21 protein-coding genes are annotated in these 22825 nt (G+C 62.6%); 11 read left to right on the forward strand and 10 right to left on the reverse strand.

Annotated features, from left to right (window positions below):
- Positions 1–210 precede the first annotated feature (210 nt).
- The 8 genes from ACLIRY_RS12845 (at position 211) to ACLIRY_RS12880 (ending at position 8995) form a co-directional block, all read left to right on the forward strand.
- Positions 211–1359, forward strand: coding sequence for a transporter substrate-binding domain-containing protein (locus tag ACLIRY_RS12845; RefSeq protein WP_413205798.1), 1149 nt, complete (start codon positions 211–213; stop codon positions 1357–1359).
- 15 nt (positions 1360–1374) lie between these two features.
- A complete protein-coding gene (locus tag ACLIRY_RS12850; RefSeq protein WP_413205799.1) occupies positions 1375–1968 on the forward strand; it encodes an ANTAR domain-containing response regulator in 594 nt (197 codons plus the stop codon).
- 272 nt (positions 1969–2240) lie between these two features.
- The gene (locus ACLIRY_RS12855) at positions 2241–3488 is read left to right on the forward strand and encodes a transporter substrate-binding domain-containing protein (protein ID WP_413205800.1); all 1248 of its coding nucleotides are present in this window, start codon (positions 2241–2243) and stop codon (positions 3486–3488) included.
- 76 nt (positions 3489–3564) lie between these two features.
- Positions 3565–4458 (forward strand): urea ABC transporter permease subunit UrtB, encoded by an 894-nt coding sequence (gene urtB / locus ACLIRY_RS12860; protein ID WP_413205801.1) that lies wholly within the window; start codon positions 3565–3567, stop codon positions 4456–4458.
- A gap of 1 nt (position 4459) precedes the next feature.
- The gene (gene urtC / locus ACLIRY_RS12865; protein WP_413205802.1) at positions 4460–5590 is read left to right on the forward strand and encodes an urea ABC transporter permease subunit UrtC; all 1131 of its coding nucleotides are present in this window, start codon (positions 4460–4462) and stop codon (positions 5588–5590) included.
- Position 5591: 1 nt separating this feature from the next.
- On the forward strand, positions 5592–6341 hold the full coding sequence (urtD, locus tag ACLIRY_RS12870; protein WP_413205803.1) for an urea ABC transporter ATP-binding protein UrtD: 750 nt from the start codon (positions 5592–5594) through the stop codon (positions 6339–6341).
- The gene (gene urtE / locus ACLIRY_RS12875) at positions 6338–7036 is read left to right on the forward strand and encodes an urea ABC transporter ATP-binding subunit UrtE (RefSeq protein WP_413205804.1); all 699 of its coding nucleotides are present in this window, start codon (positions 6338–6340) and stop codon (positions 7034–7036) included. Before urtD ends, urtE begins: the two co-directional genes overlap by 4 nt.
- Positions 7037–7249: 213 nt before the next feature.
- Entirely contained in the window at positions 7250–8995 is a 1746-nt protein-coding gene (locus ACLIRY_RS12880) for a nitrilase-related carbon-nitrogen hydrolase (RefSeq protein ID WP_413205805.1), read from the forward strand.
- Between the two features lie 251 nt (positions 8996–9246).
- Here the strand turns inward: ACLIRY_RS12880 and ACLIRY_RS12885 are convergent, their stop codons facing one another.
- Positions 9247–10689: a PLP-dependent aminotransferase family protein gene (locus ACLIRY_RS12885; RefSeq protein ID WP_413205806.1), complete on the reverse strand. Its 1443-nt coding sequence runs from the start codon at positions 10687–10689 to the stop codon at positions 9247–9249.
- A gap of 220 nt (positions 10690–10909) precedes the next feature.
- On the opposite strand from ACLIRY_RS12885, the gene ACLIRY_RS12890 reads away from it, so the two are divergent.
- The 3 genes from ACLIRY_RS12890 to ACLIRY_RS12900 all read left to right on the forward strand — a co-directional run bounded on the left by ACLIRY_RS12890 (position 10910) and on the right by ACLIRY_RS12900 (position 13189).
- Positions 10910–11590 (forward strand): MOSC domain-containing protein, encoded by a 681-nt coding sequence (locus ACLIRY_RS12890; RefSeq protein WP_413205807.1) that lies wholly within the window; start codon positions 10910–10912, stop codon positions 11588–11590.
- Positions 11587–12435 carry a pyridoxal kinase gene (pdxY, locus tag ACLIRY_RS12895; protein ID WP_413205808.1) on the forward strand — a complete coding sequence of 283 codons (849 nt, stop codon included), beginning with the start codon at positions 11587–11589 and terminating at the stop codon, positions 12433–12435. The genes ACLIRY_RS12890 and pdxY overlap by 4 nt, the downstream gene beginning before the upstream one ends.
- Positions 12436–12649: 214 nt before the next feature.
- On the forward strand, positions 12650–13189 hold the full coding sequence (locus tag ACLIRY_RS12900; protein WP_413205809.1) for a GNAT family N-acetyltransferase: 540 nt from the start codon (positions 12650–12652) through the stop codon (positions 13187–13189).
- A gap of 513 nt (positions 13190–13702) precedes the next feature.
- Here the strand turns inward: ACLIRY_RS12900 and ACLIRY_RS12905 are convergent.
- The 9 genes from ACLIRY_RS12905 to ACLIRY_RS12945 all read right to left on the reverse strand — a co-directional run bounded on the left by ACLIRY_RS12905 (position 13703) and on the right by ACLIRY_RS12945 (position 22719).
- Positions 13703–14857: an iron-containing alcohol dehydrogenase gene (locus tag ACLIRY_RS12905; RefSeq protein ID WP_413205810.1), complete on the reverse strand. Its 1155-nt coding sequence runs from the start codon at positions 14855–14857 to the stop codon at positions 13703–13705.
- Between the two features lie 4 nt (positions 14858–14861).
- On the reverse strand, positions 14862–15308 hold the full coding sequence (locus ACLIRY_RS12910; protein ID WP_413205811.1) for an acyl-CoA thioesterase: 447 nt from the start codon (positions 15306–15308) through the stop codon (positions 14862–14864).
- An 11-nt stretch (positions 15309–15319) separates the two neighbouring features.
- Positions 15320–16477 (reverse strand): iron-containing alcohol dehydrogenase, encoded by a 1158-nt coding sequence (locus ACLIRY_RS12915; RefSeq protein ID WP_413205812.1) that lies wholly within the window; start codon positions 16475–16477, stop codon positions 15320–15322.
- A gap of 22 nt (positions 16478–16499) precedes the next feature.
- Complete coding sequence (locus ACLIRY_RS12920) at positions 16500–17144, reverse strand: ABC transporter ATP-binding protein (protein WP_413205813.1); 645 nt, start codon at positions 17142–17144, stop codon at positions 16500–16502.
- On the reverse strand, positions 17141–17926 hold the full coding sequence (locus ACLIRY_RS12925) for an ABC transporter ATP-binding protein (protein ID WP_413205814.1): 786 nt from the start codon (positions 17924–17926) through the stop codon (positions 17141–17143). The genes ACLIRY_RS12920 and ACLIRY_RS12925 overlap by 4 nt, the downstream gene beginning before the upstream one ends.
- Positions 17923–18915: a branched-chain amino acid ABC transporter permease gene (locus tag ACLIRY_RS12930; protein WP_413205815.1), complete on the reverse strand. Its 993-nt coding sequence runs from the start codon at positions 18913–18915 to the stop codon at positions 17923–17925. The genes ACLIRY_RS12925 and ACLIRY_RS12930 overlap by 4 nt, the downstream gene beginning before the upstream one ends.
- A gap of 1 nt (position 18916) precedes the next feature.
- Positions 18917–19816, reverse strand: a complete 900-nt coding sequence (locus ACLIRY_RS12935) for a branched-chain amino acid ABC transporter permease (RefSeq protein ID WP_413205816.1) — start codon at positions 19814–19816, stop codon at positions 18917–18919.
- 210 nt (positions 19817–20026) lie between these two features.
- On the reverse strand, positions 20027–21361 hold the full coding sequence (locus ACLIRY_RS12940) for an ABC transporter substrate-binding protein (protein WP_413205817.1): 1335 nt from the start codon (positions 21359–21361) through the stop codon (positions 20027–20029).
- Positions 21358–22719 carry an ABC transporter substrate-binding protein gene (locus ACLIRY_RS12945; protein ID WP_413205818.1) on the reverse strand — a complete coding sequence of 454 codons (1362 nt, stop codon included), beginning with the start codon at positions 22717–22719 and terminating at the stop codon, positions 21358–21360. The genes ACLIRY_RS12940 and ACLIRY_RS12945 overlap by 4 nt, the downstream gene beginning before the upstream one ends.
- Positions 22720–22825: the final 106 nt, after the last annotated feature.

The following is a 22825-nucleotide window of genomic DNA, read 5'->3' on the forward strand; positions in this document are numbered from 1 at the left end:
CGGCCCCAGTGGGGAATGGGGCAAAGCCCCATGGCGGGAAAGCATCGACTGTCGTATGTCGTGCCTCACCATCACCGCCCCAAACGACCCTATTGCACCGCACCAAGAACATACCTTATAGTGCCACTCGAATATTCTTGGAAAACCTTGAGCGGGGTGGCTCTCGACCGGAAACGGTAGAGGGCCTTTTTGCGTTTTTTGAGGGGCGTGATGCGAGACAAGACTTGGCGCGTGGGTGTCCTGTTTTCCGAAACCGGCGTGACGGGGGCGATCGAACGTACCCAACGGGCGGCGACGCTGCAGGCCATCCGAGAGATCAACGACGATGGGGGAATTGGCGGTCGCCTCATAGAGCCGATCTGCCATGATCCGGCCTCAAAGCCCGCGCAATATCGTGAATTGGCCTTGAAACTCTGCGACGAGGATCGGGTTAACGTGGTCTTCGGCTGCCACATGTCGAGCACACGGAAGGCCACTCTTCCCATCATCGAGGCCCGCGGAGCCTTGCTTTTCTATCCCACCCTTTATGAAGGGTTCGAATATTCCCGGCACTGTATCTATACCGGCGCGGCACCCAACCAGAACTCGGTGCAATTGGTTGACTATCTGACACGGCATTATGGCAAGCGGGTCTTCCTCGTCGGCTCCAACTACGTCTATCCTTACGAGTCCAACCGCATCATCGCGGATTTATTTCTGCGCGAAGGCGGATCAATCGCCGATGAAATGTATGTTCCCCTTGATCTGGAAAAGGCCCATATCGTCAAGATCATGGACCGCATCCAGGCCAGTAAGCCGGACGTGATCTACTCCACGATCGTTGGCGCGGGCATCCTGCCGTTTCTGACGGCCTTTCACGAAGCGGGATTCTCCGCTGAAACCCTACCGACGGCCAGCCAGTCGACCAGCGAAGCGGACTTCGCCCAACTTCCGCCCCATATCGCCGCCGGCCATATCACCGCAGCGCCATTCTTTTCCACGATAGACAGACCCCAGGTCCGCGACTTCGTGACCAAGTATCAAAAGGCCAATGGCGCCGACACCTTTCCCACCGCCCCCGCCGAGGCGGCCTACTTTCAGGTCCACCTTTTCGCTGCGGCCCTGAAGAAAGCCGGGTCCACCAGCTTGAACACTCTTTTGCCAGCCCTGGCCGACATCGAATTCGACGCCCCCCAGGGCATGGTCCGGATCGATCCGGCCACGAACCACACCCATCTCTGGCCCCGCGTGGCAAAAATCGACGTCGACGGCCGATACACGGTGGTCTATGAGCCGACCGAGCGAGTCGCGCCGGATCCCTATATGTTACGGTACAGGCCGGATCGAAACACGCCGGAAACCAATCTGGCGACCGCTTGAGAACGGGGGATTTCGGTGTCGTTCGCTCTTCTTCATGACCTACGGGACCTGAATGTCCTGGTGCTCCACCCCAAGGACACCGAAGGGGTCTTCCTGACTGATCACCTGCGACGCATCGGATGCGATGCCCAATTGGTTTGGCCCATCCCCGATCACCTGCCCGCGCATACGGACATCGTCTTCCTATCCATGGACGACGAAGCCCGGCAGGAAATAACCGCCTTCATTAAGACCTTGCCCAACCCGGCCCCGACGATCCTGGCCATTGTCGGATACGAAAACCCGTCCATGTTACAGGTCGTTCTGGAAAGCGGCGCGCTCGCCGTCGTCGAACGGCCGATCAAACCTTTCGGCCTGCTGACCAACCTGGCGATCGCCCGGCAACTCTGGCTCGAGCGGCGACAACTCTCCAAGGATGTTCGAAAATACAAGCGCAAAGTCCACGGAGATCAGCACTTGGCCCGGGCCAAGGCCATCCTGATGGCAAACCTCGGGACCAGCGAGGACGAGGCCTATCGAGAGTTGCGGCAGGAGGCGATGGCCAAACGCATCTCCATCGACGAAGTGGCCCGCGCCGTCATTGCCTCCGAAAAGGGCTTGCGATCCTAAGGAGCCCATGATTTAATCTTTTTAAGATAAAACTTGCTGATCCCTTCGACGTGGAAGCCATTAGCAAGTATAGCGCGCAGGTTGTGACGCTGGATCGGCAAGGAAGCCCACGGGATTTACCATCTCGATGGGCTTTCTTTATTTCCAGAGCAACGGATAGCGCTCGCTGACAAGGCCGTCAGCCCATCCAGGATAACACTACTCCTTTACGACCCGTCATCGCGCCGGGCGCGATGACTTGTGTAAAAGACCAGAGATAAGAGGCATATCACATGATCAATAGACGTGACTTCCTCAAGAACGCGGCCCTGGCCTCGGCGACGGCGCTCACCGCCCCGTCCCTGATCCGATCAGCATACGCCTCGGATCCCATCAAGGTGGGCGCCCTCTACTCCATGACGGGTGGCCTGTCCGTCGTTGAGAAACTGTTGGCGAGCGGGGTCCAAATGGCGATCTCGGAAATCAACGCCGCCGGGGGCGTGCTGGGCCGTCCCGTCGAGGTCGTGGTGGAAGACGGTGCCTCCGATCCGAAAACCTTCAGCGAGCGAGCCTCCTCGTTGATCGTGAAAGACAAGATCCAGACCATCTTCGGCTGTCACACCTCAGCCAGCCGCAAGGCGGTACTGCCGATCTTCGAACGGCGCAACGCCATGCTGTTCTACCAAACCCACTACGAGGGGTTCGAGTGTTCCCGCAATGTCGTCTACACCGGGGCCGTTCCCAATCAACAGCTCTACAACTACATCCCCTGGATCGTGAAGACCTTAGGCAAGAAGAAGTTCTTCCTGGTCGGCTCGAACTATGTCTATCCCCGCGAAATGGCCAAGGTGGTCAAAATTCTTCTGGAACAGAATGGCGCGGAATGGGTGGCCGACGAATACCTGGAACTGGGTCATTCGGAATGGGCGCCGATGGTCAGCAAGATCAAGGATTCAGGCGCGGACGTCGTGCTGTCCAACGTGGTGGGAGATTCCATCATTTCGTTCTATCGCGAATATAAAAACCAAGGCATGAGCCAAGATACCGTACCCATCTGCGCCACGGTGACCTCCGAAATCGAAATCGCCGCGATGGGCCCCGAATACGCGGCGGGCAGCTACACCTCCTTCCCCTATTTCATGTCCATTGATACCCCGGCCAACAAGACCTTCATCGAGAACTTCCGGACGTTTGTCGGCGACCCGACGGCGGTGACCTACCATTCTCTGGAAGCCGCCTATTTCCAGGTCTTCCTGTGGAAACAGGCCGTCGAGAAGGCGGGCGCCCTGGACCCCGACGCCATCCGGTCGGCCATCCGCGGGCAGAGCTATGACGCGCCTGGCGGCAAGGTCACCATCGACGCGGACAACCTGCATTGCTGGCTGACCCCGCGCATCGGTCAATGGCAAGCCGACGGACAGAGCAAGGTGGTGAACGAATACCCCGAACCGATCAAGCCCCTGCCCTACGCCGCCTATGGCGAGACCGCAGACAACCTGTTTTGCACCCCAAATGGGCTCGACCAAGCCAAGCTCAAATAAATTCCCTTCCATACCCTGTCATCCTCCCGTGGCCAGACGGCCACGGGAGGATGACGCCCAGCCCGGATTGGATTCCATGTTCGACGTCATCTTTATCGGACTCAGCCTCAGTTCCATCCTCCTTCTGGTGGCACTCGGCTTGGCCATCACCTATGGCGCCATGGGCGTCATCAACATGGCCCATGGCGAGATGGTCATGGTCGGCGCCTATGTCGCGGTTCTGTCCGGAAAATGGTTGGGCACGAATTTCTTCCTCGCCCTACCCATCGCCTTCGCGGTGACCGCTGCCCTTGGCCTGCTGATCGAACGGGTCGTGGTCAGAAAGCTTTACGGACGCCTGCTCGACACGCTTCTGGCGACCTGGGGCGTCTCGATCCTCATCCAGCAAGCCATCCGGCTCGAGTTCGGCCTGTCCTTTTTCGGCATTCACGTCGACGGTCTGGGATCGGGCATGCAGCAGTTCGCCGTCCCCGCAATCCTCCAAGGCGCGACCCGGCTCGCCGGGCTGGAGGTCAACACCTACCGCGCCTTCATGATCCTCGTGACCATCGCCCTGACGGTGCTGACCTGGGCCCTTCTGTATCGGACCTCCCTGGGCGTTCAGGTCCGCGCGATCATCCGCAACGCGCCGATGGCCGCGGCCTGCGGCATCGACGTCAAACGCGTCAACGCCCTGACCTTCGCCTTTGGGTCGGGCCTCGCAGGCGTGGCCGGTGTCATGATGGCCGGGTTCAAGACCGTCTTTCCCGACATGGGCGGCACCCTCGTGATCGACGGTTTCATGGTCGTGGTCACCGGCGGTGTCGGGAGCATTTTCGGCACGATTTTCTCCTCCGGCCTACTGGGCGAGACCAGCGCCCTCATCGCGCTCGGCGCCAACGACATTCTCGCTCGCGCGGTCGTTTTCGGTCTCGTCATCCTGGTCATCCTGTTCAAGCCCAACGGGCTGTTTTCCTTCAAGGGGCGCTGATATGACTTTGGAGAGGAAGATCCAGTTGGGCACTTATGCCCTGTTCATTCTGTTGATCATGGCCGCGCCTTTGTTCGGCGACGAGTTCTGGCTGAACCGCATCGCCAAATACCTGGTCTATGGCATGCTGGGGATTGCCATCGCTCTGACTTGGGGATACGCGGGTATCCTCAACCTGGGACAGGGCCTGTTCTTCGGCATGGGCGCCTATATGCTGGCCATGTCCCTGAAACTGGCGAGCCGAACGAGCATGGCCCAGGGCTCGGACAGCCCGATCCCGGATTTCATGCTGTGGAACGCCGAACCCAACGCGCCCGTGGCGCTCTGTTGCATCAACAAAGGCTCCTTTCTCTGGCTGCCGTTCCAGAGCCTCTCCTTTGGCCTGCTCATGGGAATCCTGCTTCCGGTGACCGCCGCTGCACTGATCGCCCTGATGGTGTTCCGCAAGCGGATTTCGGGTGTTTTCATCTCGATCATCACCCTCGCGCTGGTGCTTCTGGCACGCCTTGTCGTCGTCGATGCCCAACCCCTGACCAATGGATTCAACGGCTTGACAGACATGGCTTGGCTGACTATCGGCGGCTTTGAATTCGATCCCTATAGCCGGGCGACCTATTACCTCTGCGCCGTAACCTTGACCATCGTCCTGGTCGCCACCCGCCTACTGGTTGAAACCCGAGCAGGCCTGATCCTGCAAGCGACCCGGGATGACGCGACGCGGGCGCGATACCTGGGATTCGACGTTGCTTCCTATCAAGGATTCTTCTTCGTCGTTTCCGCAGCAATCGCCGGAGTGGCGGGCATGCTGTACGTCGTCGTGGCCGAATTCGCCTCGCCCACCTTCATGGATCTGTCCTTTTCCGTGACCATGGTGGTCTGGGCCGCCGTCGGCGGGCGGTCCTCGCTGCTGGGCGCCTGCGTCGGGGCCATTCTGATCAGCATGACCCAGACCCATGTCAGCGAAATCGATGGGATGGAGGAGGCGTGGAAGGCCATCATCGGACTAATCTTCGTACTCGTCGTCCTCTATTTGCCTAATGGCCTTTCCGGGTTTGCTCACGGACTCATCCAACGGTTCAAGGAACGCGGCATCGCCCATTCGATACCCGCGCGCGATGGGGAGGGCGCCTGAAATGAAGGTTGCATTGACCGTGGACGGGCTCGGCGTCGACTTCGGCGGCTTCAAGGCCGTGAACAATGTCAGCATGAGCATCGACGAGGGAGAGTTGCGTGTCCTGCTGGGCGCCAACGGTGCGGGAAAGACCACGCTGATGGACCTGATCAGCGGCAAGACCCGAAGCACCGCAGGACGGGTTCTCGTCTTCGACAAGGAGATCACCAACTGGCCCGAGCACAAGATCGCACGGGCCGGGGTGGGGCGAAAGTTCCAGATCCCCAGCATCCTGCGGGCGCTGACCACCAGGCAGAACATTGAGGTCGCCTGCTGCCACCACCACCCCTCGATCCTGTCCAACCTGGGATGGGGCTTCCCTCCGGCGGTCCGGGCCCGGGTCGAGGACATCCTGACCTTGACGGGCCTGGACGAAGTGGCCTCCAAGACCGCAGCCTATCTGAGCCATGGTCAGACCCAATGGTTGGAACTGGCCATACTGATGGCACAGAACCCCAAGGTCATCCTGCTCGACGAACCGACAGCCGGCATGACCCAAGCAGAAACCCGAAAAACCGCGGAGATCATCACTATGATGCGAGGTCGGCACACCTTGCTCGTGGTCGAACATGACATGAGCTTCGTCCGCGAGATCGCCGAGAAAATCACCGTCCTGCACCTGGGCCAGGTTCTGGCGGAGGGCCGGATCGAAGCGATCGAGAACAACCCGAAAGTCCGCGAGGCCTATCTCGGTTCAAAGGGGATCGCATGATGCTCTCGGTAACGGATCTGCACGGTTACTATGGCCGGAGCCACGTCCTGCATGGACTCTCGCTGACGGTTCCCAAAGGCCAGCTCATGGCCGTTCTGGGGCGGAACGGCACGGGGAAAACCACCTTTCTGAAGGCCCTGATGGGTCTGACGGACAGCATGACCGGCGCGCTTCATCTCGATGGCGCCGACCTCTCGACGGCACCGACCCACCTGCGCGCACGGGCGGGCATCGCCTACGTCCCGCAGGGGCGAGAGATCATCCCGGACTTCACCATCCGGGAAAACATTCTCATGGGCGCCTTCGCCCGCCAGGATGGCAAGCGCGTCATTCCAGATCTCGTGCCCGAGCTCTTTCCCTACCTGATAGAAAACCTCGATCGCCCCGGCGGTGTCCTGTCCGGCGGTCAACAACAACAGTTGGCCATCGCCCGCGCGCTCGCGGCCGATCCCAAGGTCCTTCTGTTGGACGAGCCCAACGAGGGCATTCAGCCCTCCATCGTCGAGGATATCGAGGCAATCATCATCCGCCTGAACCGAGAGGTTGGGCTGACCGTGATCCTGGTCGAACAGAACGTGGCCTTCGCCCGCGAGGCCGCCGACCACTTCATCATGTTGGAAAAGGGACGGATCGTCGCCCGGGGGCCCATCTCCGACCTGACCGCCGACAGGGTCAACAAACATATGACCGTCTAATGCATCGATCCAAACGAAGGCTTCAGCCTGAGTTTGGAAAGTTGATGCATAAACAAAGGTCTAGTGCACTGGCCGCTGAATCTTTTGACTGCGTTGGTGCGCTAGAGCGGAATGACGACGGAAAACCGGTGCGCACTTTTTCTCATGTCGCACCAGATCACGACAGTCTTTAGATCACGACAGTCTTTCGCAGAGAACAGACAGGGTAATCCAATGCCAGAAACGACCTACAAAGCCGCGACGATCCAATTCGAACCCACGATGTTCCGGAAAGAAGAGAATATCGCGCGACTATGCGACATGTGCGAGGAAGCCGCCAAGGAAGGGGCTCGCCTGATTGTCACACCGGAGATGGGAACCACCGGATATTGCTGGTACGACCGAAACGAAGTCGAACCCCAGGTGGAACCGATTCCCGGCACGACAACGGATCGCTTCACGGCGATCGCCGCGCGGTATGACTGCTACATCGTTATCGGCATGCCCGAAGTCGATGCGGTCACCAACCTGTATTATAACACCGCAGTTCTCATCGGACCGGATGGGGTCATCGGCAAGCATCGCAAGTCGCATCCCTATATCTCCGAACCGAAGTGGGCGGCCAGCGGCGACATCGCCCACGACGTCTTCGACACCCCCATCGGCCGGATCGCGATGGTGGTGTGCATGGATCTGCACTTTTTCGAGACCGTCCGACTTCCCGCCGTCAAGGGTGTGGATATCGTCTGTCATATCAGCAATTGGCTCCAGGAACGCACACCGGCGCCCTATTGGATCACCCGGGCCTTCGAGAACGGATGCTATGTGATCGAGTCCAACCGGTGGGGACTGGAGCGCACCGTCCAATTCTCGGGAGGAAGTTGCATCATCAATCCCGATGGATCCGTGGCGGCGGCGCGGGATAGTGGAGACGGCATCGCTTACGGCCCCATTGACCTGACTTGGGCCAAGAAGCGGACAGTCCTTGACGAACCGGTTTTCGAAAATCGCCGGACGAACCTCTATACCCAACTGATGACCAACAGCTTCACCTGGAATCCCTTGGACTTTTTCCGATTGTATGGCTATCAGCCCCTGCCCCCGGGCAAGCTCTCCCGAGCCGCCGTCGCCCAGTTCGAACCCGGCAATACTCCGGAGGAGAACTTGACCAGGATCGCCACCTTGGTGAAGGAGGCCACGGCGACCGAAAAACCCGATTTACTCGTCTTCCCGGAATTGAGCCTGACCGGGCTCGACAAGCCGACGGAGCGCGCTGAAGCCTTGGATGGCCCGACCGTATCGGCCTTCGTGCGCCTCGCCATGCGGGAACGCCTCTACCTGGTCGCGGGTCTGGCCGAAGTGGATAAGGACCACCATTACAATACGGCGGTCCTGGCCGGTCCCGAAGGGCTGGTGGGGTGGTATCGCAAAACCCACCTTTCCGCCGGGGACCGCGCCTGGGCAAGCCCGGGCGACGCATGGAAAGTCTTCGACCTGCCAATCGGCCGCCTTGGCCTCGCGATTGGCCACGATGCCCTTTACCCCGAAGCCATTCGCGCGCTTTCGCTCTCGGGCTGCGACATCGTCGCCTGCCCCTCCGCGATCGCTGGCGTGTTCACCGGCGCGCACAAGGGAACGACAATTCCCCATAACTATCCCATTCCACGGGGCGCCGATCCCTACCACTGGCATGCGTTTCGCGTGCGCGGCGGAGAGAATAATCTCTATCTGGCTTTCGCCAACGTCCTCGCCCCTGAACGAGACATGCGAGGCATGAGCGCAGTCTTCGGTCCGGACAGTTTCGCCTTTCCAAGGCAAGAATCGGCCATACTAGACACCGAGGGCCTCGCGAGCGCGACAGTTGATACCAGCAATCTCGATTCCGTCTACCCGACCAACGTGGTCCGTCGAAAAGACCTCATCGTCATGCGCCTGCCACACCACTACCAACCGCTCCTGGCCATGGGAAATCACGTCTGATCCTGTACAGCCACCACCTCTCATTCCCCCGTCTCCATACGAGACGGGGATTGGCAAACAGCTCACCGAGGTTTGGGACCAGCGCCCCGACCACTGCAATCCATACATTGATGTGCAGAAATATCCCGAGCAAAAACGGGAGCGTTTTTTATATCCCTGGCCGGAAAAGGCGATGCCCAGGAAAGGCACCTTGTTTCCCGAGGCGAAAAGGGCGCGTGGTGGGGGCGGGGTATAACGAGAGGGAAACGGGATCAGCCTAACTCAAGCTGATCCCGTTTCCCTCCAGGCCAACTTCCGGCGAGGATCTCCACGGCGCGGAGGATCCGGGCCTCGTCCAGCGCCGCGTAACCGAGACGAAAGGCCGGAGGCACTGGCCTTTGCAAGGCGAAGCAAGACCCCGGAAGCAAAGTGAGCCCGGCCTCCCCGGCGCGCGCTGCCCAGGTCTCGGCCGCCACGCCCTCGCAGCGCAACCACAGCGCCAGACCGCCGGCTGGTGTCTCGAAGGCCACCCGCTCCCCAAGATGCTCCCGCAGGGCCGCGGCCAGGACATCCCGCCGGGCCCGATAGATGCGGCGGGCTTTCCGCGCATGCCGCCCCAGGTCACCGTCGCCGATAAGGTCCGCCAAAGCGGCCTCGAGCGGGGCGTCCCCCTGACGGTCGATCGCTGCGCGCGCCGCCGCCATGGCGCTCAACAGGGGCTCCGGGGCCATGGCATAGCCCAGGCGAATGCCAGGGGAGAGCAGTTTGGACAGCGAGCCCACATAGATCAGCGGCAGATCCGCCGACGCGCGCGCGGCCAGTGGCAAGACCGGTCGCCCCTCGAAGCGATATTCGTGATCGTAATCATCCTCGATCAACGTGACGCCATGGCGCTCGACCAGTTCCAGAAGTCGCAGGCGCCGCGCCGCGCCCATAGTCACCGTCGTCGGGTATTGGTGATGGGGCGTGACATAGACCGCCTCAATGCGGGAGTCCTCGTCCAAGGCGCGCTCCAACGCGGCGACTGACAGGCCTCCCTCATCGACAGGAATGCCCCGAACGGTGGCGCCTGCGGCACGGAAGGCTTCCCACGCCAGGGGGTAGCCCGGCTCTTCCACGGCGATCACCTGGCCGGGTTTCAAGGCCGCCTTGGCCGCGAGAAACAACGCCATCTGGCACCCACGGGTAATAAGGAGCCGCCCGGGATCGGTCACCACGCCGCGATCTGAGGCAAGGTAAGACGTGAGCGCTCGTCGCAGGACGGGCGCGCCACGCGTGTCGCCATAATCCGCTCCGGCCAGGAAGGCGGGCGATAACACCGCGCGGCGAAAAGCGCGCGCCAGGGCCTTGCCCGGCATCATCCTGGGATCCGGGGCTCCGTCGGTGAAGGCCAGCAACGGCGCGACCTCCTCTGTCACTGCGGCAACGGGAACGGCCACCGGCCCCTCCATACCCTCCGGAAAATCCCGCGCGACGAAGGTGCCGCGCGCCGGTTCGGCCTGAAGCCAGCCCTGCGTCAAAAGCTCTTGATAGGCGGCATTGACCGTATTGCGGTGAACGCCAAGCGCGCGAGCGAGCGAGCGCGTGCCCGGCAAGCGGGCGCCGGGGGACAGGCGGCCCCGGAGAATGTCCCGGGTAATCGCCTCGGCGATCGCCAGAAACAGCGGACCACGGGGGTCTTTCTCGATATCCAACGCTAGCGGCGGAGAGGACATGACAACCGGCCTATCAAAAATTTAAAAACTGGCTCTTTTTCATAGACCGGATATTTGCGAGATATGGGCGACACCGCAAGAGGTCCCTTATGTCGAAAACCACCTTGATCCCGCGCGCAACGCCACCGAACGGCGTCGAGCCCCATAGAGCCGCGCCACGCTACGCATGCGCAGCGCTCGGCCGGTCCATGCGCTGCGCATGTCCGCAGGAGTTGCCCGCATGACTGCAACCACCCTTCTGACCGGTCGCGCCCGACCGCTGCCAGGAAGCGAGAAACGCAGCGCCATCATCAAGACACCGACGAAAACGCCACTCGCCCTCGGACCCGAGGGCTTCGAAGGCGATGAACAGGCGGACCGGCGCGTCCATGGTGGCCTCGAGAAGGCAGTCCATCATTATCCGTTCGATCACTACGCGCCCTGGCGAGAAGAGCTTGGCGACCTCGCCGCCCTGGAGGCACCCGGCGCCTTCGGCGAGAACATTTCGACCTCTGCCCTGACCGAGACCGACCTCGCCGTAGGGGATACCTTCCGACTGGGAACCGCGCTCGTCCAGGTCTCCCAGGGGCGGCAGCCCTGCTGGAAACTCAACCGGCGTTTCAACCTGCCGGACATGGCCCGTCTGGTGCAAAAGACCGGGCGCACCGGCTGGTATTATCGCGTGCTGGAACCCGGGGTCGTCGCACCCACCGACCGCCTCGACCTGATCGACCGGCTCGCCCCGGAGTGGACCCTGTACCGGCTGTGGCACGCCCTGTATGTGGACCGGATGAACCTTGGTGAACTCAAGGCCATCGCCGCCCTCGAACCGCTGGCCGAGGGCTGGCGGGCATACGCGATCCGCCGTCTGGAAAGCGGCCGGGTCGAGGACTGGGGCAAGCGACTGGACGGCACGCCATGACACCCCCTCCTTTTGTGATCTCGATCCAGAGCCAGGTCGTGTTCGGCCATGTCGGCAATTCCGCAGCGTTGTTTCCCATGCAGGCCGCAGGGCTCGAAGTCGCGGCCATTCCCACGGTGGTCTTTTCGAACACGCCCGACTATCCGACACAGCGCGGTCGTGCCCTGCCGCCCGACTTCTTCGCGGACTTGCTTCTGGGCGCCCGCGAACGCGGCCTGCCGGAGCGGGCGGATTTCATCATGACGGGCTATATCGGTTCGCTCGACGTGGCGCTGATGGCGGCGGATTTCGTAACCGAAGCGAAAGCCATCAATCCTCGCCTCGTCTATCTCTGCGACCCGGTAATGGGCGATGCCGAGCCAGGCCTTTATGTTCCGGAAGCCATCGCGGAGGTCTTGCGGGACCGCTTACTGCCGATGGCCGACATCGCAACGCCAAACCCCTTCGAACTGGGGTGGCTGACCGGTCGGGACATCGCGACCCTGACCGACCTCGAGGCGGCGAGGACCCGCCTTCGCATGGCGCCCGGCGCCCATTTGATCGCGACGGGCTGCGCTCTGAACGACAGTCCCCCCGGTCATATCGAAAGCGTCATTCTCGACGCCGACGGCCCAAGCCGCCATCCGGTCGAGCATCTGCCGGTCGCCCTTCCTGGCACGGGCGATCTCTTCTCCGGTCTGGTCATCGCGGGCTTGGCACACGGCGTACCCCTGCCCCAAACGGTGGAGACCGCCCAGCGCCTGATCTCCCGCGCGCTCGACCATGCCCGCACACTGGGCGCCGGCGAAGTGGTGCTCTGCGAGCCGGATTTCCGCCGCGCTCTGCTGGCGCTTAAAGCGGAATGAGGAAAAGTGGGTACCGGTTTTTCGTCGCCGGACACGACAGGGAGTGTTTTCCCCTCACGGGGCTTTGCCCCATCCCCCCCTGCCCCCCTGCCCCCCTGGGGCCGGGAGGCCCCAGACCCCAGGCTCTTCTTTGGAAAAGGAAAAAGGGGGCTTGGGCAATTACCTATCTTGTACATTATAGGGTGTTCAGATCGGACATCACGAGAGAAGCCAAATGGACCCCATTGAAACGAACCGCCTTGTCCTGAACACCTTCCAAAGGGGGGATGCACCCGGACTGTATGGCTATCTTCACGAGCCCGGGGCGAGTTGCTTTCTGTCCATGAAACTAGCCGACATGGCTGCCGCCGAAGCGGAAGTGGAAAACCGAAGCAAGAAAGATGACTACATCGCCGTCCGCCTGAAAGAATCAGGCGACCTGATCGGCGACCTGTTCGCCATGCCCGAGGAAGACACCTTCGCAGTCGGGTGGAATTTCAACGGAGATTACGGCGGACGCGGCCTGGCGTTCGAAGCCGCGTCCGCCCTGTTCGCCCATCTGTTCACCGCCAAGGGCGCCCGGCGCCTTTATGCCTACGTGGAGGACAACAATCACCGGTCGCAACGGCTATGCAACCGTCTGGGAATGCGGCAAGAAGGGATGTTCCTGGAGTACGTGTCGTTCGAGAAGGACATTCACGGGGAGCCCATTTTCGAAAACACCATGCAATTCGCGCTCCTGCGCAAGGAGTGGGCCGCGACGCGCCAAGGGTAGCCGGACAGACCCAGGCGCCCCGCAGAATCGGCGCACGCGCCATCGTCGCCGTGGAGATGATAATAGCGGGTTGCGCCATCAGACCGTAATCGGACAGCTCCAGAGCAGACACATCTGTTCCCAAGGCGGGGCCTTTGCGAAGCTTGATATTGCCTCCGGCCATCAATTCAATGGTTTCATCATACCGGACGCCAAGGCAGGCGATCCCCAGGTCCGCCTCTGTCAGGGCAGGAGACGAAGCGACGGAACATGCGAAGAGAAAGGGAAAAACCGGCCCGATCCAACCGCAGAAAGCACTGCCGTGACAGAGCAGGGTTAACGCGGTTTGATCTAGTGATCTGAAATCAAGATGGACCATCTTTTTAGTCAAAACTGGCTTCGAAGGCACTCTAAAATCCATAGAAATCGAATGAAACTGAGACATCTTGACCAAAGCTGATCCAGTTTCACTCTGAAATCTATATAAATAGAGCGAAACTGAGCCAGCTTGACCAAAGCTGATCCAGTTTCACTCTAGAAAACGCTTTGATAGATACCCTCGATCTCGGCGCGGGTCATGTCGCGGGGATTGCAGTCGATCAAACGGCGGATGCCCAGGTCCACTTCCTCGGCCATACCGGGGATCGCGTCCTCGGGTACACCCAATTGGCTCATCCGCGTTTCCAGCCCCGTCGCCGGGACCAGGGCCTCGATATCGGCCACAAGGGCTTCCGCCGCCTCGGCGTCGCTGGCGAAGGTCCGCTCCGGCTTCGTCGCCCGCGCCAGTTCCGCGTATTCCCGAGTGGCTGCGGGCAGGTTGAACCGCATGATCGGCGCCATGACGATGGCGTTGCTGTGACCGTGGGGGACATGGAAGCGTGCCCCCAGGGGATAGGCCAGAGCATGAATGGCCGCGACCGACGCGTTCACAAAAGCCATGCCCGCCAGCAAGGATCCCTGGAGCATGGCCGCCCGAGCCTCCAGGTTCGAGCCGTCGGCGACCACCTCGCGGATATGACTGCCCAGAAGTTGCAGCGCCTTCACCGCCAAGGCGTCGGCCACCGGGTTCTTTCCCCTGCGACTGGTATAGGCCTCGATGGCGTGAACCATGGCGTCCAGCCCCGTCGCTGCGGTGATCTTGGGCGGCAGACCCAGGGTCAGCGTCGGGTCCAGCAGGGCCACGTCGGGCAGGAGTTGGGGCGCGTAGATGGCCTTCTTCCGCCCCTCGGCGTCGGTGACGACGGACACCCAGGTCACTTCCGACCCGGTCCCGGCGGTGGTCGGCGCCAGAATCAGCGGCATCCGATCCTCCGTCGCCAGATTGGTTCCGTACATGGTTTCAATGGGCTGCTCGCCCCGGACCATCAGGGCCACCAGTTTCGCCGTGTCCAGCGAACTGCCGCCCCCCAAGCCGATCACGCTGTCGGCGCCAAAGGCCCGGGCATGGTCCACCGCAGCCAGGACCATGGACACCGGGGGGTCGGCGACCACATCGGAAAAGACCTCCGCAGCGATGCCCTTCTCGGCCAGGGACGCCTTGGCCGTCTCGACGAAGCCCAGAGCGACCATGCCCGGATCACAGACGATCACCGCCCGGGTCGCCCCCAGCTCCCGGGTCAGGGAACCAAGTTGGGACAGGCCACCCGCCTCGCAGATGATGCGCCGGGGGCTACGGAATGTGTGGGTCATGGGATCACGCGTCCTTTGTGGGGGTCACGAGGGGAGCGAGGGCCGCGCGCATGGCGTCGGGCACAGGGGCCGGACGGCGCGTCTCGCGGTCCACATAGACATGGATGAAATGACCCGCAGCCGCCGGGTTGGGGTCGTCATTCCGAAACAGGCCCACTTCGTAGCGGATGCTGCTGTTGCCCAACCGCGCAACCCGCAGGCCCGCCTCCACCCGGTCGGGGAAGGTGATCGGCGCCATGTATTTGCAACTGGTTTCCACCACCAAGCCGATGACCGGGCTGTTTTCGATGTCCAGCACCCCCTTCTCGATGAGGAACTGGTTCACCACTGTGTCGAAATAACTGTAGTAGACAACATTGTTCACATGACCGTAGACGTCGTTGTCCATCCACCGGGTGGGGATCACCCGGTAATGGTTATAGGCCTCCCGGCCCTCCAACTCCTTGCGCATGGCGGTCCCTCCTACAGCACGGACGAGTAAATGGCGAAGGCGTCTTCCTTGGTGACGACCCGGGGATTGTTCATCAGCAAACGCTCCACCTTCATGGCGTCGACGGCCAGCATCTCCAGATCCGTCTCGGCGACGCCCACCTCGCGCAGGGTCTGGGCGAAGGGCATGCGGGCGACCATCTCGGTCATAAAGGCGATGAAGGCCTCCGCCCCCTCGGCTGCGGAGCCAAAGCGCCGGTCGGGCATCACCACCCCGGCCAGTTCGGCGTAGAGGCCCTCGGTCGCAGGGCGGTTGAAGGCCAGAACCGGGGCCAGGACCAAGGCATTAGACAGGCCATGGGGCACGTGGAAATGGCCCCCAAGGGGATAGGCCAGGGCATGCACTGCGGCGACGGGGGCATTGGCGAAGGCCATTCCCGCCAGCATGGACCCCTGAAGCATGGCTTCCCGGGCGGCGACATCGGACCCGTCGGCGATCACCGCGTCCATGTTCCCCGTGAGCAGCGCCAGGGCCTTGACGGCCAGGCTGTCGGCCAGGGGATTCTTCTTGTGCTTGGTGGTATAGGCCTCGATGGCGTGGACCATGGCGTCAATCCCCGTAGCCGCAGTCACCGCTGCGGGCAAGCCCAGGGTCAGGGTCGCGTCGAGCAGGGCCAAGTCCGGGTAGAGCAAAGAACTGACCACGCCTTTCTTCTCGCTGGTGGGTGTGGTGACGATGGAGATCGGCGTGACCTCCGACCCCGTGCCCGCAGTGGTAGGCACCTGGATCAAAGGCAGCCGCGGCCCCTGGGCCAGACCGATACCGTAGATATCGGTCAGAGCCTGATCCCGCCCCACCAGCAGGGCCACCAGCTTGGCCGTGTCCATGGAACTGCCGCCACCGAAGCCGACGATGAGGTCCGCACCCAGGTCCCTGGCGGCAGCGACCGCATCCTCTACCGCCTGTTCCGGCGGATCGGCGAGCACCTCGGTGTAAACGGTCACGGCTTGGCCCGCAGCGGCGAAGCCCTCCAGCGCGGGGCCCAGCACGCCGGCCCTCTCCAGCCCCGCGTCGGTGACGATCAGGGTGTGGGTCGCCCCCAGTTCGGCGCATAGCGCGGCCAGACGCGCCGCGCCTCCGGCCTCGCAAATGACCCGGGGCGTCGTTTCAAAGGTGAAGTTGATGGTCATGGATCCTTGCTCCCTATTCCCGTTAACCTGCGGTTACGACGCCGCGTTCGATGCGAAAGACCTGGTCGACCAGATCGGCCGAATGGGTGTCATCCGATTCCGACAGCAGGACGCAAAGCCCCTCGCCCCGCAGTTCGGCGATGACCTCGGTCAGGCGACGGGAGAGCACGGGGGCCACCCCCTCGAAGGGCTCGTCGAGCAGCAGCAGGCGACGGCCGGGCATCAACGCGCGGGCCAGGGCCACCAGTTTCTGCTGTCCGCCGGACAGCTGCATGGAGCGACGGTCGCGGTATTGGGCGATCTCCGGCATCAGGGAATAGATCCACTCCAACCGCTTGGCACTGTCGCCCAGGCGGTTCGCCCAGGCGGGCATGAGGATGTTTTCCTCCACCGTCAGATTGGGGATCAGCCGCCGGTCCTCGGGCAGGTAGCTGATGCCCAGGGCCGCCCGGTGGTGCCCCTCCCGGTCGCCGATGGAAATGCCGTCGAAGATAATCGAGCCGGAGATGGGCACCAGCCCCATGATGCTTCGGATCAGGGTGGTCTTGCCCGCGCCGTTACGGCCGATCAGGCCGATCATCCGACCCGAGGGAACCTCCATGGAAACATCGCGGAGGATGGGAATACCCGCGATGAACACGTCGAGATTGGCGATGGAAAGGGTCATACGACGGAACTCCCCTGGCGGCTGGGGGCATGGATGGCGTGGCCGGTCACCAGGTCGCGCACACGTTCGTTGGCGAGCACGGCGTCGGGTGGGCCATCAGCGAGGATCTCACCGCTGTAAAAGGCGAGGATACGAGACACGTAGCGGCGGACGACGTCCATGTCGTGTTCGACGAAAAGAACAGTCAAGCCATGGTTCCGGACCGCAGCAATGACCGTGTCCATCAGGTCCCCCTTTTCATCGACACTGACACCGCTGGTGGGTTCGTCAAGCAACAGCATTTCCGGCTCGCCGATCATCGCCATGGCGATGTCGATCAGCTTGCGCGTGCCCTGGGGCACTGCGGTTACCCGCGCGTCGCGGTAGGCGGGAACCCGGAACTCCTCCAGGATCTCCTCGGCCCGGGCGATGCGCGCCCTGGTGCGCAGGGGGCGCAGAAAGGAGGGGTGGGCGCTTTCCGCAGCCGCCAGGGCAATCAACAGATTGTCCAGAACCGACAACTCCGGGAACAACTGGGCCACCTGGAAGGACCGGGCCAGGCCTTTGCGGGTGATGGCCCGGGGACTCAATCCCAGAATGTCCTGGCCGTTCATCCGGATCTCCCCCGCCGTGGGTGGCAGATAGCCCGTGACCATGTTGATGAAGGTGGTCTTGCCCGCGCCATTGGCGCCGATGACGCCGACGATCTCGCCCTTGTGGATCTGAACGTGCAGGTTCTTGGCTGCGGTCACGGCGCCGAAGGACTTGCTCAGCCCCTTGGTCTCCAGGATGGGGGGGGTCATTGGCCCGGTCCTCCGGCGGCTGGGGTCGGGGAAGCGCCCTGGGAAGGGGGGGCGGCGGCGGTTTCGCGACGGAACAGGCTCCACAGGCCCTTGGGCAGGAAGACGATGATCCCCAGCAGGGTGAAGCCCAGAATCATCTGCCAGGCGTTGGGCAGCAATTCGATGGCGTAAGTCCGCACCAGAGAAAAGACGACCGCCGCCAGGAAGGGCGCGAAGACATGTCCGGTGCCGCCCAACAAGGCGATAAAGACGAATTCGCCCGAGGTGGTCCAATAGGCCATTTCCGGATCCACATGCCCTGCGGCGAGGGCCGTCAACCCCCCGCCCAGGGCAGAGACCCCCGCCGCAACCACGTAGTTGGCGTAGTGAAGCCAGCGGGGGGAGAGGCCCAGGTATTCCACCCGCACCTCGTTCTCGCGCACGGCTTCGCAGGTCAACCCCACGCCCGAATGGAAGTAGCGGTGCAGCAGGAAGGTGATCACTCCGGCGCAGACCACGGTCAACAGGTAAATGGTCAAGGTCGCCTCGTCCCCGCCCTCGATCCCCTGGCCGAGCAGGGTCCAGTGGTTGACGTTGAAGCCGTCGGTGCTGCCCAGTTCCTGACTTTTCACCAGGACCCCGTAGAGGATCATGGAGAAGGCGAGCGAAAGCATGGCGAAGAAGATCTCGCGGTAACGGGTCAGCAGCAGGCCCAGCACCATGGCCAGGACAACCGAGGCGACCACGCCCAGGGCCAGCAGAAGCAGACCTTCGGAGATCCCCAGGAACTGCCCTCCCATGCCGACAGCGTAGCCGCCCACGCAGTAGAACAACCCCTGGCCAAAGGAAACGAGGCCCGCGCGCATCTGCATCACCACCCCCTGCACCACCAGGGCCTTGGCCAGGGCGATAGTCAGCAGGAAGATCAGCCAACCGGGGGCAAGGGGTCCGGCCACCACCAACGCGGCCATCAGGCCGAGCAGGGCCAGTTCGGTCTTGTCCAAACGCATGTCAGATTTTCCTCGCAAGGGTCCGGCCGAACAGGCCCTGGGGTCGGATCGCCAGCACCAGGGACATGACGCCGTAAATCACGAACAGTTCGAATTGGGGGGCGTAGTGGACGGCCGCAGCCCGGGACAGGCCGACCAGCAAGGCGCCGACCGCGGCGCCCTCGATGCTGCCCATGCCGCCCACCACGACCACGGCGAAGGCCAGCACGATGACCTCCACACCGATGCCGGGCACGACGGAAATGGCGGGGGCGGTCAGGGCTCCGGCCAGGGCGCCCAGAATGGAGCCGATCAGGAAGGTCAGGGTAAACATGCGCCGCACGTTCACGCCCATGGCGGTGGCGAGCTCGCGGTCATGGATCACCGCGCGGAGCACCTTGCCCAGATGGGTCCGCTCCAGCCAGCCGTAGAGAACCAGACCGACAACGACGGCAACACCGATCAGCGACAGGTCATAGTTGGAGACCTTCAACCCGCCCAGGGAGATCCGGCCCAGGGCCGTATAGGGCTGATAGGCGAAATAGGGATTGACCCCCCAGACCATCTTCATGACGTCCTCGAGGATCAAAAGAAGGGCGTAGGTGACGATCACCATGAGGATCTCGTCCCGCCCGTACATGAAGCGCAACAGGCCCCGCTCCACCAGGGAGCCAACCACCAGACCGGCGACGAGGGCACTGCCGAAAAGGATCAACAGGCTGACCCCGGCGCTGCCGGATCCGTCGCTGAAGTACCAGCCGATGGCCGAGGCGGCGCTATAGGCGCCGATGGCATAGAAACTGCCATGGGCCATGTTGAGAATGCGCATGACGCCATAGATCACCGTCAGGCCGGCGGCGACGAGGAACAGCCAGGACGCATAGATCGTGCCGTCGATCAGCACCGCGAGGAAGCTAAGCATGGGGCCGCATCCGTGATTCTGGACGCATGAAACAGGCGACGGTTGTCCACCGCCGGTTCACGCTTGTCGTTTCTGGGTACAGGGGACCGAGAGCGGTGAGTGGAAAAATGGCTCCGGTTTTCCGGTTCCACTCACTGCCCAAATCCGTGAATCGAGATCAATGCCCCTCCTTGACCGTGAGTCACCGTCAAGGAGGGTCGATCTGGGGGATCAGTCGCACTTGGCTCCCGGGAAGCCGGCCTTGATCCACTCCTCGGCGGGCATGTCTTCCGGCGGGGTCACGCAGTCTCCGGAGAAGGAGACAACATCCGTGACCATGCCCTTTTGGGCGTCGGCATCGTACTTGTAGGCGCCGTAGGAGATACCCTGCAGGTTCTGGTGACCTTTGGCCCGAGCCATGCTCGCCGTGCCACTGACGGACTCGAAGGTCGCCCCCGTGAAGGCGTCGGCGATGGCGTCGGGGGTCGGGATGGACCCATCCCCGCCACCGGCCTTTTCGACGGCATGCTTCAGGCCCAGCAGGGCATGGGCCATCTTGGTGGCCGGATAGGTCGGGGCCATGCCATTGGCGTCGGTGTAGGCCTTGACGAACCAGCTGTTCAACGCGTTCTCGGGCGCGAAGGCGCCGAAGGGACCACGGCCGCCGATGATCATGCCGTCCGGCGCCTGATCCTTGTAGCGGTCGATGGCGGACTCACCGCAGGTCAGCACTGCGGTGGCGTCTTCCAGCAGACCGCGGGCATTGGCCTGCAGGACGAAGGCTTCCATGTCGCCACCCCAGAAGCTGGAATGGACCACTTCCGGACGGGCGACGGAGAGAGCGGAGATTTCCGCGCCATACTGGCCCTGGAAGATCTTCGGCATCTGGCTTTCCACCACTTCCGCCTTCGGCATCAGGACTTCCAGCGAATGGGTGAAGTCAGCCCAGGAATCCTGACCCCAGGCGTAATTCTGCTGGATTCCGGCGACCCGGGTCACGTCGGGCTTGGTGGCCATCAGATAGCGGACGGCGCCGACGTTGTCGATCACCGCGTCCAGGCCCGTGCGGAAGGTGTAGCGCGGGTTGGCGTTCTCGGTGAACAGGCGGGAGGTGCCGCAATCGTAGAAAACGGTGAGGGCGCCCAGTTCCTCGGCCACCGGCGCGATGGCCAGGCAGTCACCGGAGGAAATGTAGCCAACGACCGCGTCCACTTTCTGGCGCTGGACCAGGTTGCGGAACTCCTCCACCTGCTTGGTGGCGCCCCCGGCCTCGTCGATGACGACCGCTTCGATCTCGGCGCCGTTGATGCCCTTGCTGTCGTAGGGGGCGGGCAACGCGCCGTTGTTCAGGGCATCAACCATCACTTTGGCCGCGTTGGCCGAAGGGACGCCAAAGGGACCGGCCGCAGGACCGGAAAGGAAGGTCACGATGCCGACACGGAACTTGCCGTTCTCCGCAGCGGCGGCGGTTCCGGCCAGCGCGCCGGCGGCCAGGGCCAGGGCCGCGGTCCCTGCGACCAGGTGGCGGGCGAAGCCGATTTTCTTGGAAGTGGTGCTCTCAGTCACTGACGATCTCCCTGTGGATTTTCTTTATGTTGGTTAGGCGGTGTTTCCGACCCGCCGGAGGCCGCCGCGCGGCGGCGCCGCACGAGATCAACCGGAGGGCGGAGCTCCTCGGCGCCATAGACCTTGATGGCGCCGAGCATCACTTTCGCGGGCGGGAAGCGGGTATCGGGGACGGGCACCCCGATGGCTTGCGCCTGCTCGATCTGGTGGGTTTCGGGATCGATTTGGGAGACGAACCCCGGCGGGTCCTCCGGCAGGGGCAGTTTGAGCCCCTCCATCTCCGTGATCAGGGCGTCGGTATCCGTCGCGTTGCCCACGGCGGTAACGGCCCGGGCGATGGCGATGATCCCGGTATAAGCCCCCTCCGCCGCGTAGGTCGGATAGCGTCCGGCCAGGGCGTGGAAGGCAGTAACAAACCGTTTATTGTACCCCGTGTCCGGCCAGTTGTTGTGGTGGCGGGCGGACAGGATAAGACCCGGTGGCGGGGTGTCGCCCAGGGCCACAAGGATGTCGTAATTGGCCCCTGTGTCGAAATTGGCGACCCGCATGTCGTCGAATAGCGCCGCAGCGTTGGCCTGTTTCAGGAAGGCCATGAAGTCTCCGCCCCACAGGGCGGTGATGACGATGTCCGGCTTCACCTCCTTCAGGGCCTGGATATAGGAGGAATAGTCCGGGTAGTAGAGCTTGGGCCACAGTTCGGCCACCACCTCGTAGTCCATGCCCAGTTGGTCCATGGCCGCCAGCAGATCGTCCCGGGACACATGGCCGTAGTCATAGTCGGGGTTGAGAAAGGCGATCCGCCGCCAGGGCTGCTCGGCCCGGATATCCCGCAGGTAGCGCGCGCCCGCAGCGTTGGAAATCCAGCTGTCGTTGCTGAACCGGAAGTAGTAGCGGTGCCCGGCCTCGATGGTCAGGCGGGAGGAGGCATGATCCGTCCCAACCAGAATGACCCGCCGTCGGCGGGCCAAATCGCTGATGGCATGGGCCACGCCGGAACTGACCATGCCACAGAGGAAATTGACCCCGTCCTGGTCGATAAAATCCTCAGCCAGACGCAGGCCATAAGAGACCTTGGAGAGGGCGTCGTCGACGATGACGCGGATATGGGGGGTGGGAAGGCCCGTGGCGGCTTCCGCCTTCAGGTCCTGGAGCGCCAAACGGATCCCCATGACACTGTCTTCCCCATAGGTGGCCGCCCGGCCGGTCATGGGGTAGATGCAGCCGACCACCACGTCGGCCTCCTTGGCGGAGGCGCCCACGACAATGCGGTCGGCCTGGGCGCCCGAGGCGCTCCAACCCAAGACCCAGCCTGCGGCCAGGGCTATCCTGAGAAATCGATACGACGGACGCATCGACATGGCGAAATCCTCCCGGCAAGTGGTTGTGCACTCGCCTTATTATCTTTGTCTTGGAAGAGAGCAAGGCGCGTGCCAAGAACAAGACGCCTGGAATCCGGGGATTCGA

It is taken from the genome of Rhodospirillum sp. A1_3_36 (genome assembly GCF_047263945.1).
GTDB lineage: Bacteria > Pseudomonadota > Alphaproteobacteria > Rhodospirillales > Rhodospirillaceae > Rhodospirillum.

Excerpts from the sequence above, each read along its gene's own strand:
- pdxY (WP_413205808.1), top strand. The coding sequence starts at position 11,587 with ATGACACCCCCTCCTTTTGTGATCTCGATCCAGAGCCAGGTCGTGTTC.
- ACLIRY_RS12900 (WP_413205809.1), top strand. The coding sequence starts at position 12,650 with ATGGACCCCATTGAAACGAACCGCCTTGTCCTGAACACCTTCCAAAGG.
- ACLIRY_RS12920 (WP_413205813.1), bottom strand. The coding sequence starts at position 17,144 with ATGACCCTTTCCATCGCCAATCTCGACGTGTTCATCGCGGGTATTCCC.
- ACLIRY_RS12945 (WP_413205818.1), bottom strand. The coding sequence starts at position 22,719 with ATGTCGATGCGTCCGTCGTATCGATTTCTCAGGATAGCCCTGGCCGCA.
- ACLIRY_RS12880 (WP_413205805.1), top strand. The coding sequence starts at position 7,250 with ATGCCAGAAACGACCTACAAAGCCGCGACGATCCAATTCGAACCCACG.
- ACLIRY_RS12930 (WP_413205815.1), bottom strand. The coding sequence starts at position 18,915 with ATGCGTTTGGACAAGACCGAACTGGCCCTGCTCGGCCTGATGGCCGCG.
- ACLIRY_RS12905 (WP_413205810.1), bottom strand. The coding sequence starts at position 14,857 with ATGACCCACACATTCCGTAGCCCCCGGCGCATCATCTGCGAGGCGGGT.
- urtD (WP_413205803.1), top strand. The coding sequence starts at position 5,592 with ATGAAGGTTGCATTGACCGTGGACGGGCTCGGCGTCGACTTCGGCGGC.
- ACLIRY_RS12885 (WP_413205806.1), bottom strand. The coding sequence starts at position 10,689 with ATGTCCTCTCCGCCGCTAGCGTTGGATATCGAGAAAGACCCCCGTGGT.
- ACLIRY_RS12915 (WP_413205812.1), bottom strand. The coding sequence starts at position 16,477 with ATGACCATCAACTTCACCTTTGAAACGACGCCCCGGGTCATTTGCGAG.
- ACLIRY_RS12935 (WP_413205816.1), bottom strand. The coding sequence starts at position 19,816 with ATGCTTAGCTTCCTCGCGGTGCTGATCGACGGCACGATCTATGCGTCC.
- ACLIRY_RS12890 (WP_413205807.1), top strand. The coding sequence starts at position 10,910 with ATGACTGCAACCACCCTTCTGACCGGTCGCGCCCGACCGCTGCCAGGA.
- urtB (WP_413205801.1), top strand. The coding sequence starts at position 3,565 with ATGTTCGACGTCATCTTTATCGGACTCAGCCTCAGTTCCATCCTCCTT.
- urtC (WP_413205802.1), top strand. The coding sequence starts at position 4,460 with ATGACTTTGGAGAGGAAGATCCAGTTGGGCACTTATGCCCTGTTCATT.
- ACLIRY_RS12925 (WP_413205814.1), bottom strand. The coding sequence starts at position 17,926 with ATGACCCCCCCCATCCTGGAGACCAAGGGGCTGAGCAAGTCCTTCGGC.
- ACLIRY_RS12910 (WP_413205811.1), bottom strand. The coding sequence starts at position 15,308 with ATGCGCAAGGAGTTGGAGGGCCGGGAGGCCTATAACCATTACCGGGTG.
- ACLIRY_RS12855 (WP_413205800.1), top strand. The coding sequence starts at position 2,241 with ATGATCAATAGACGTGACTTCCTCAAGAACGCGGCCCTGGCCTCGGCG.
- urtE (WP_413205804.1), top strand. The coding sequence starts at position 6,338 with ATGATGCTCTCGGTAACGGATCTGCACGGTTACTATGGCCGGAGCCAC.
- ACLIRY_RS12845 (WP_413205798.1), top strand. The coding sequence starts at position 211 with ATGCGAGACAAGACTTGGCGCGTGGGTGTCCTGTTTTCCGAAACCGGC.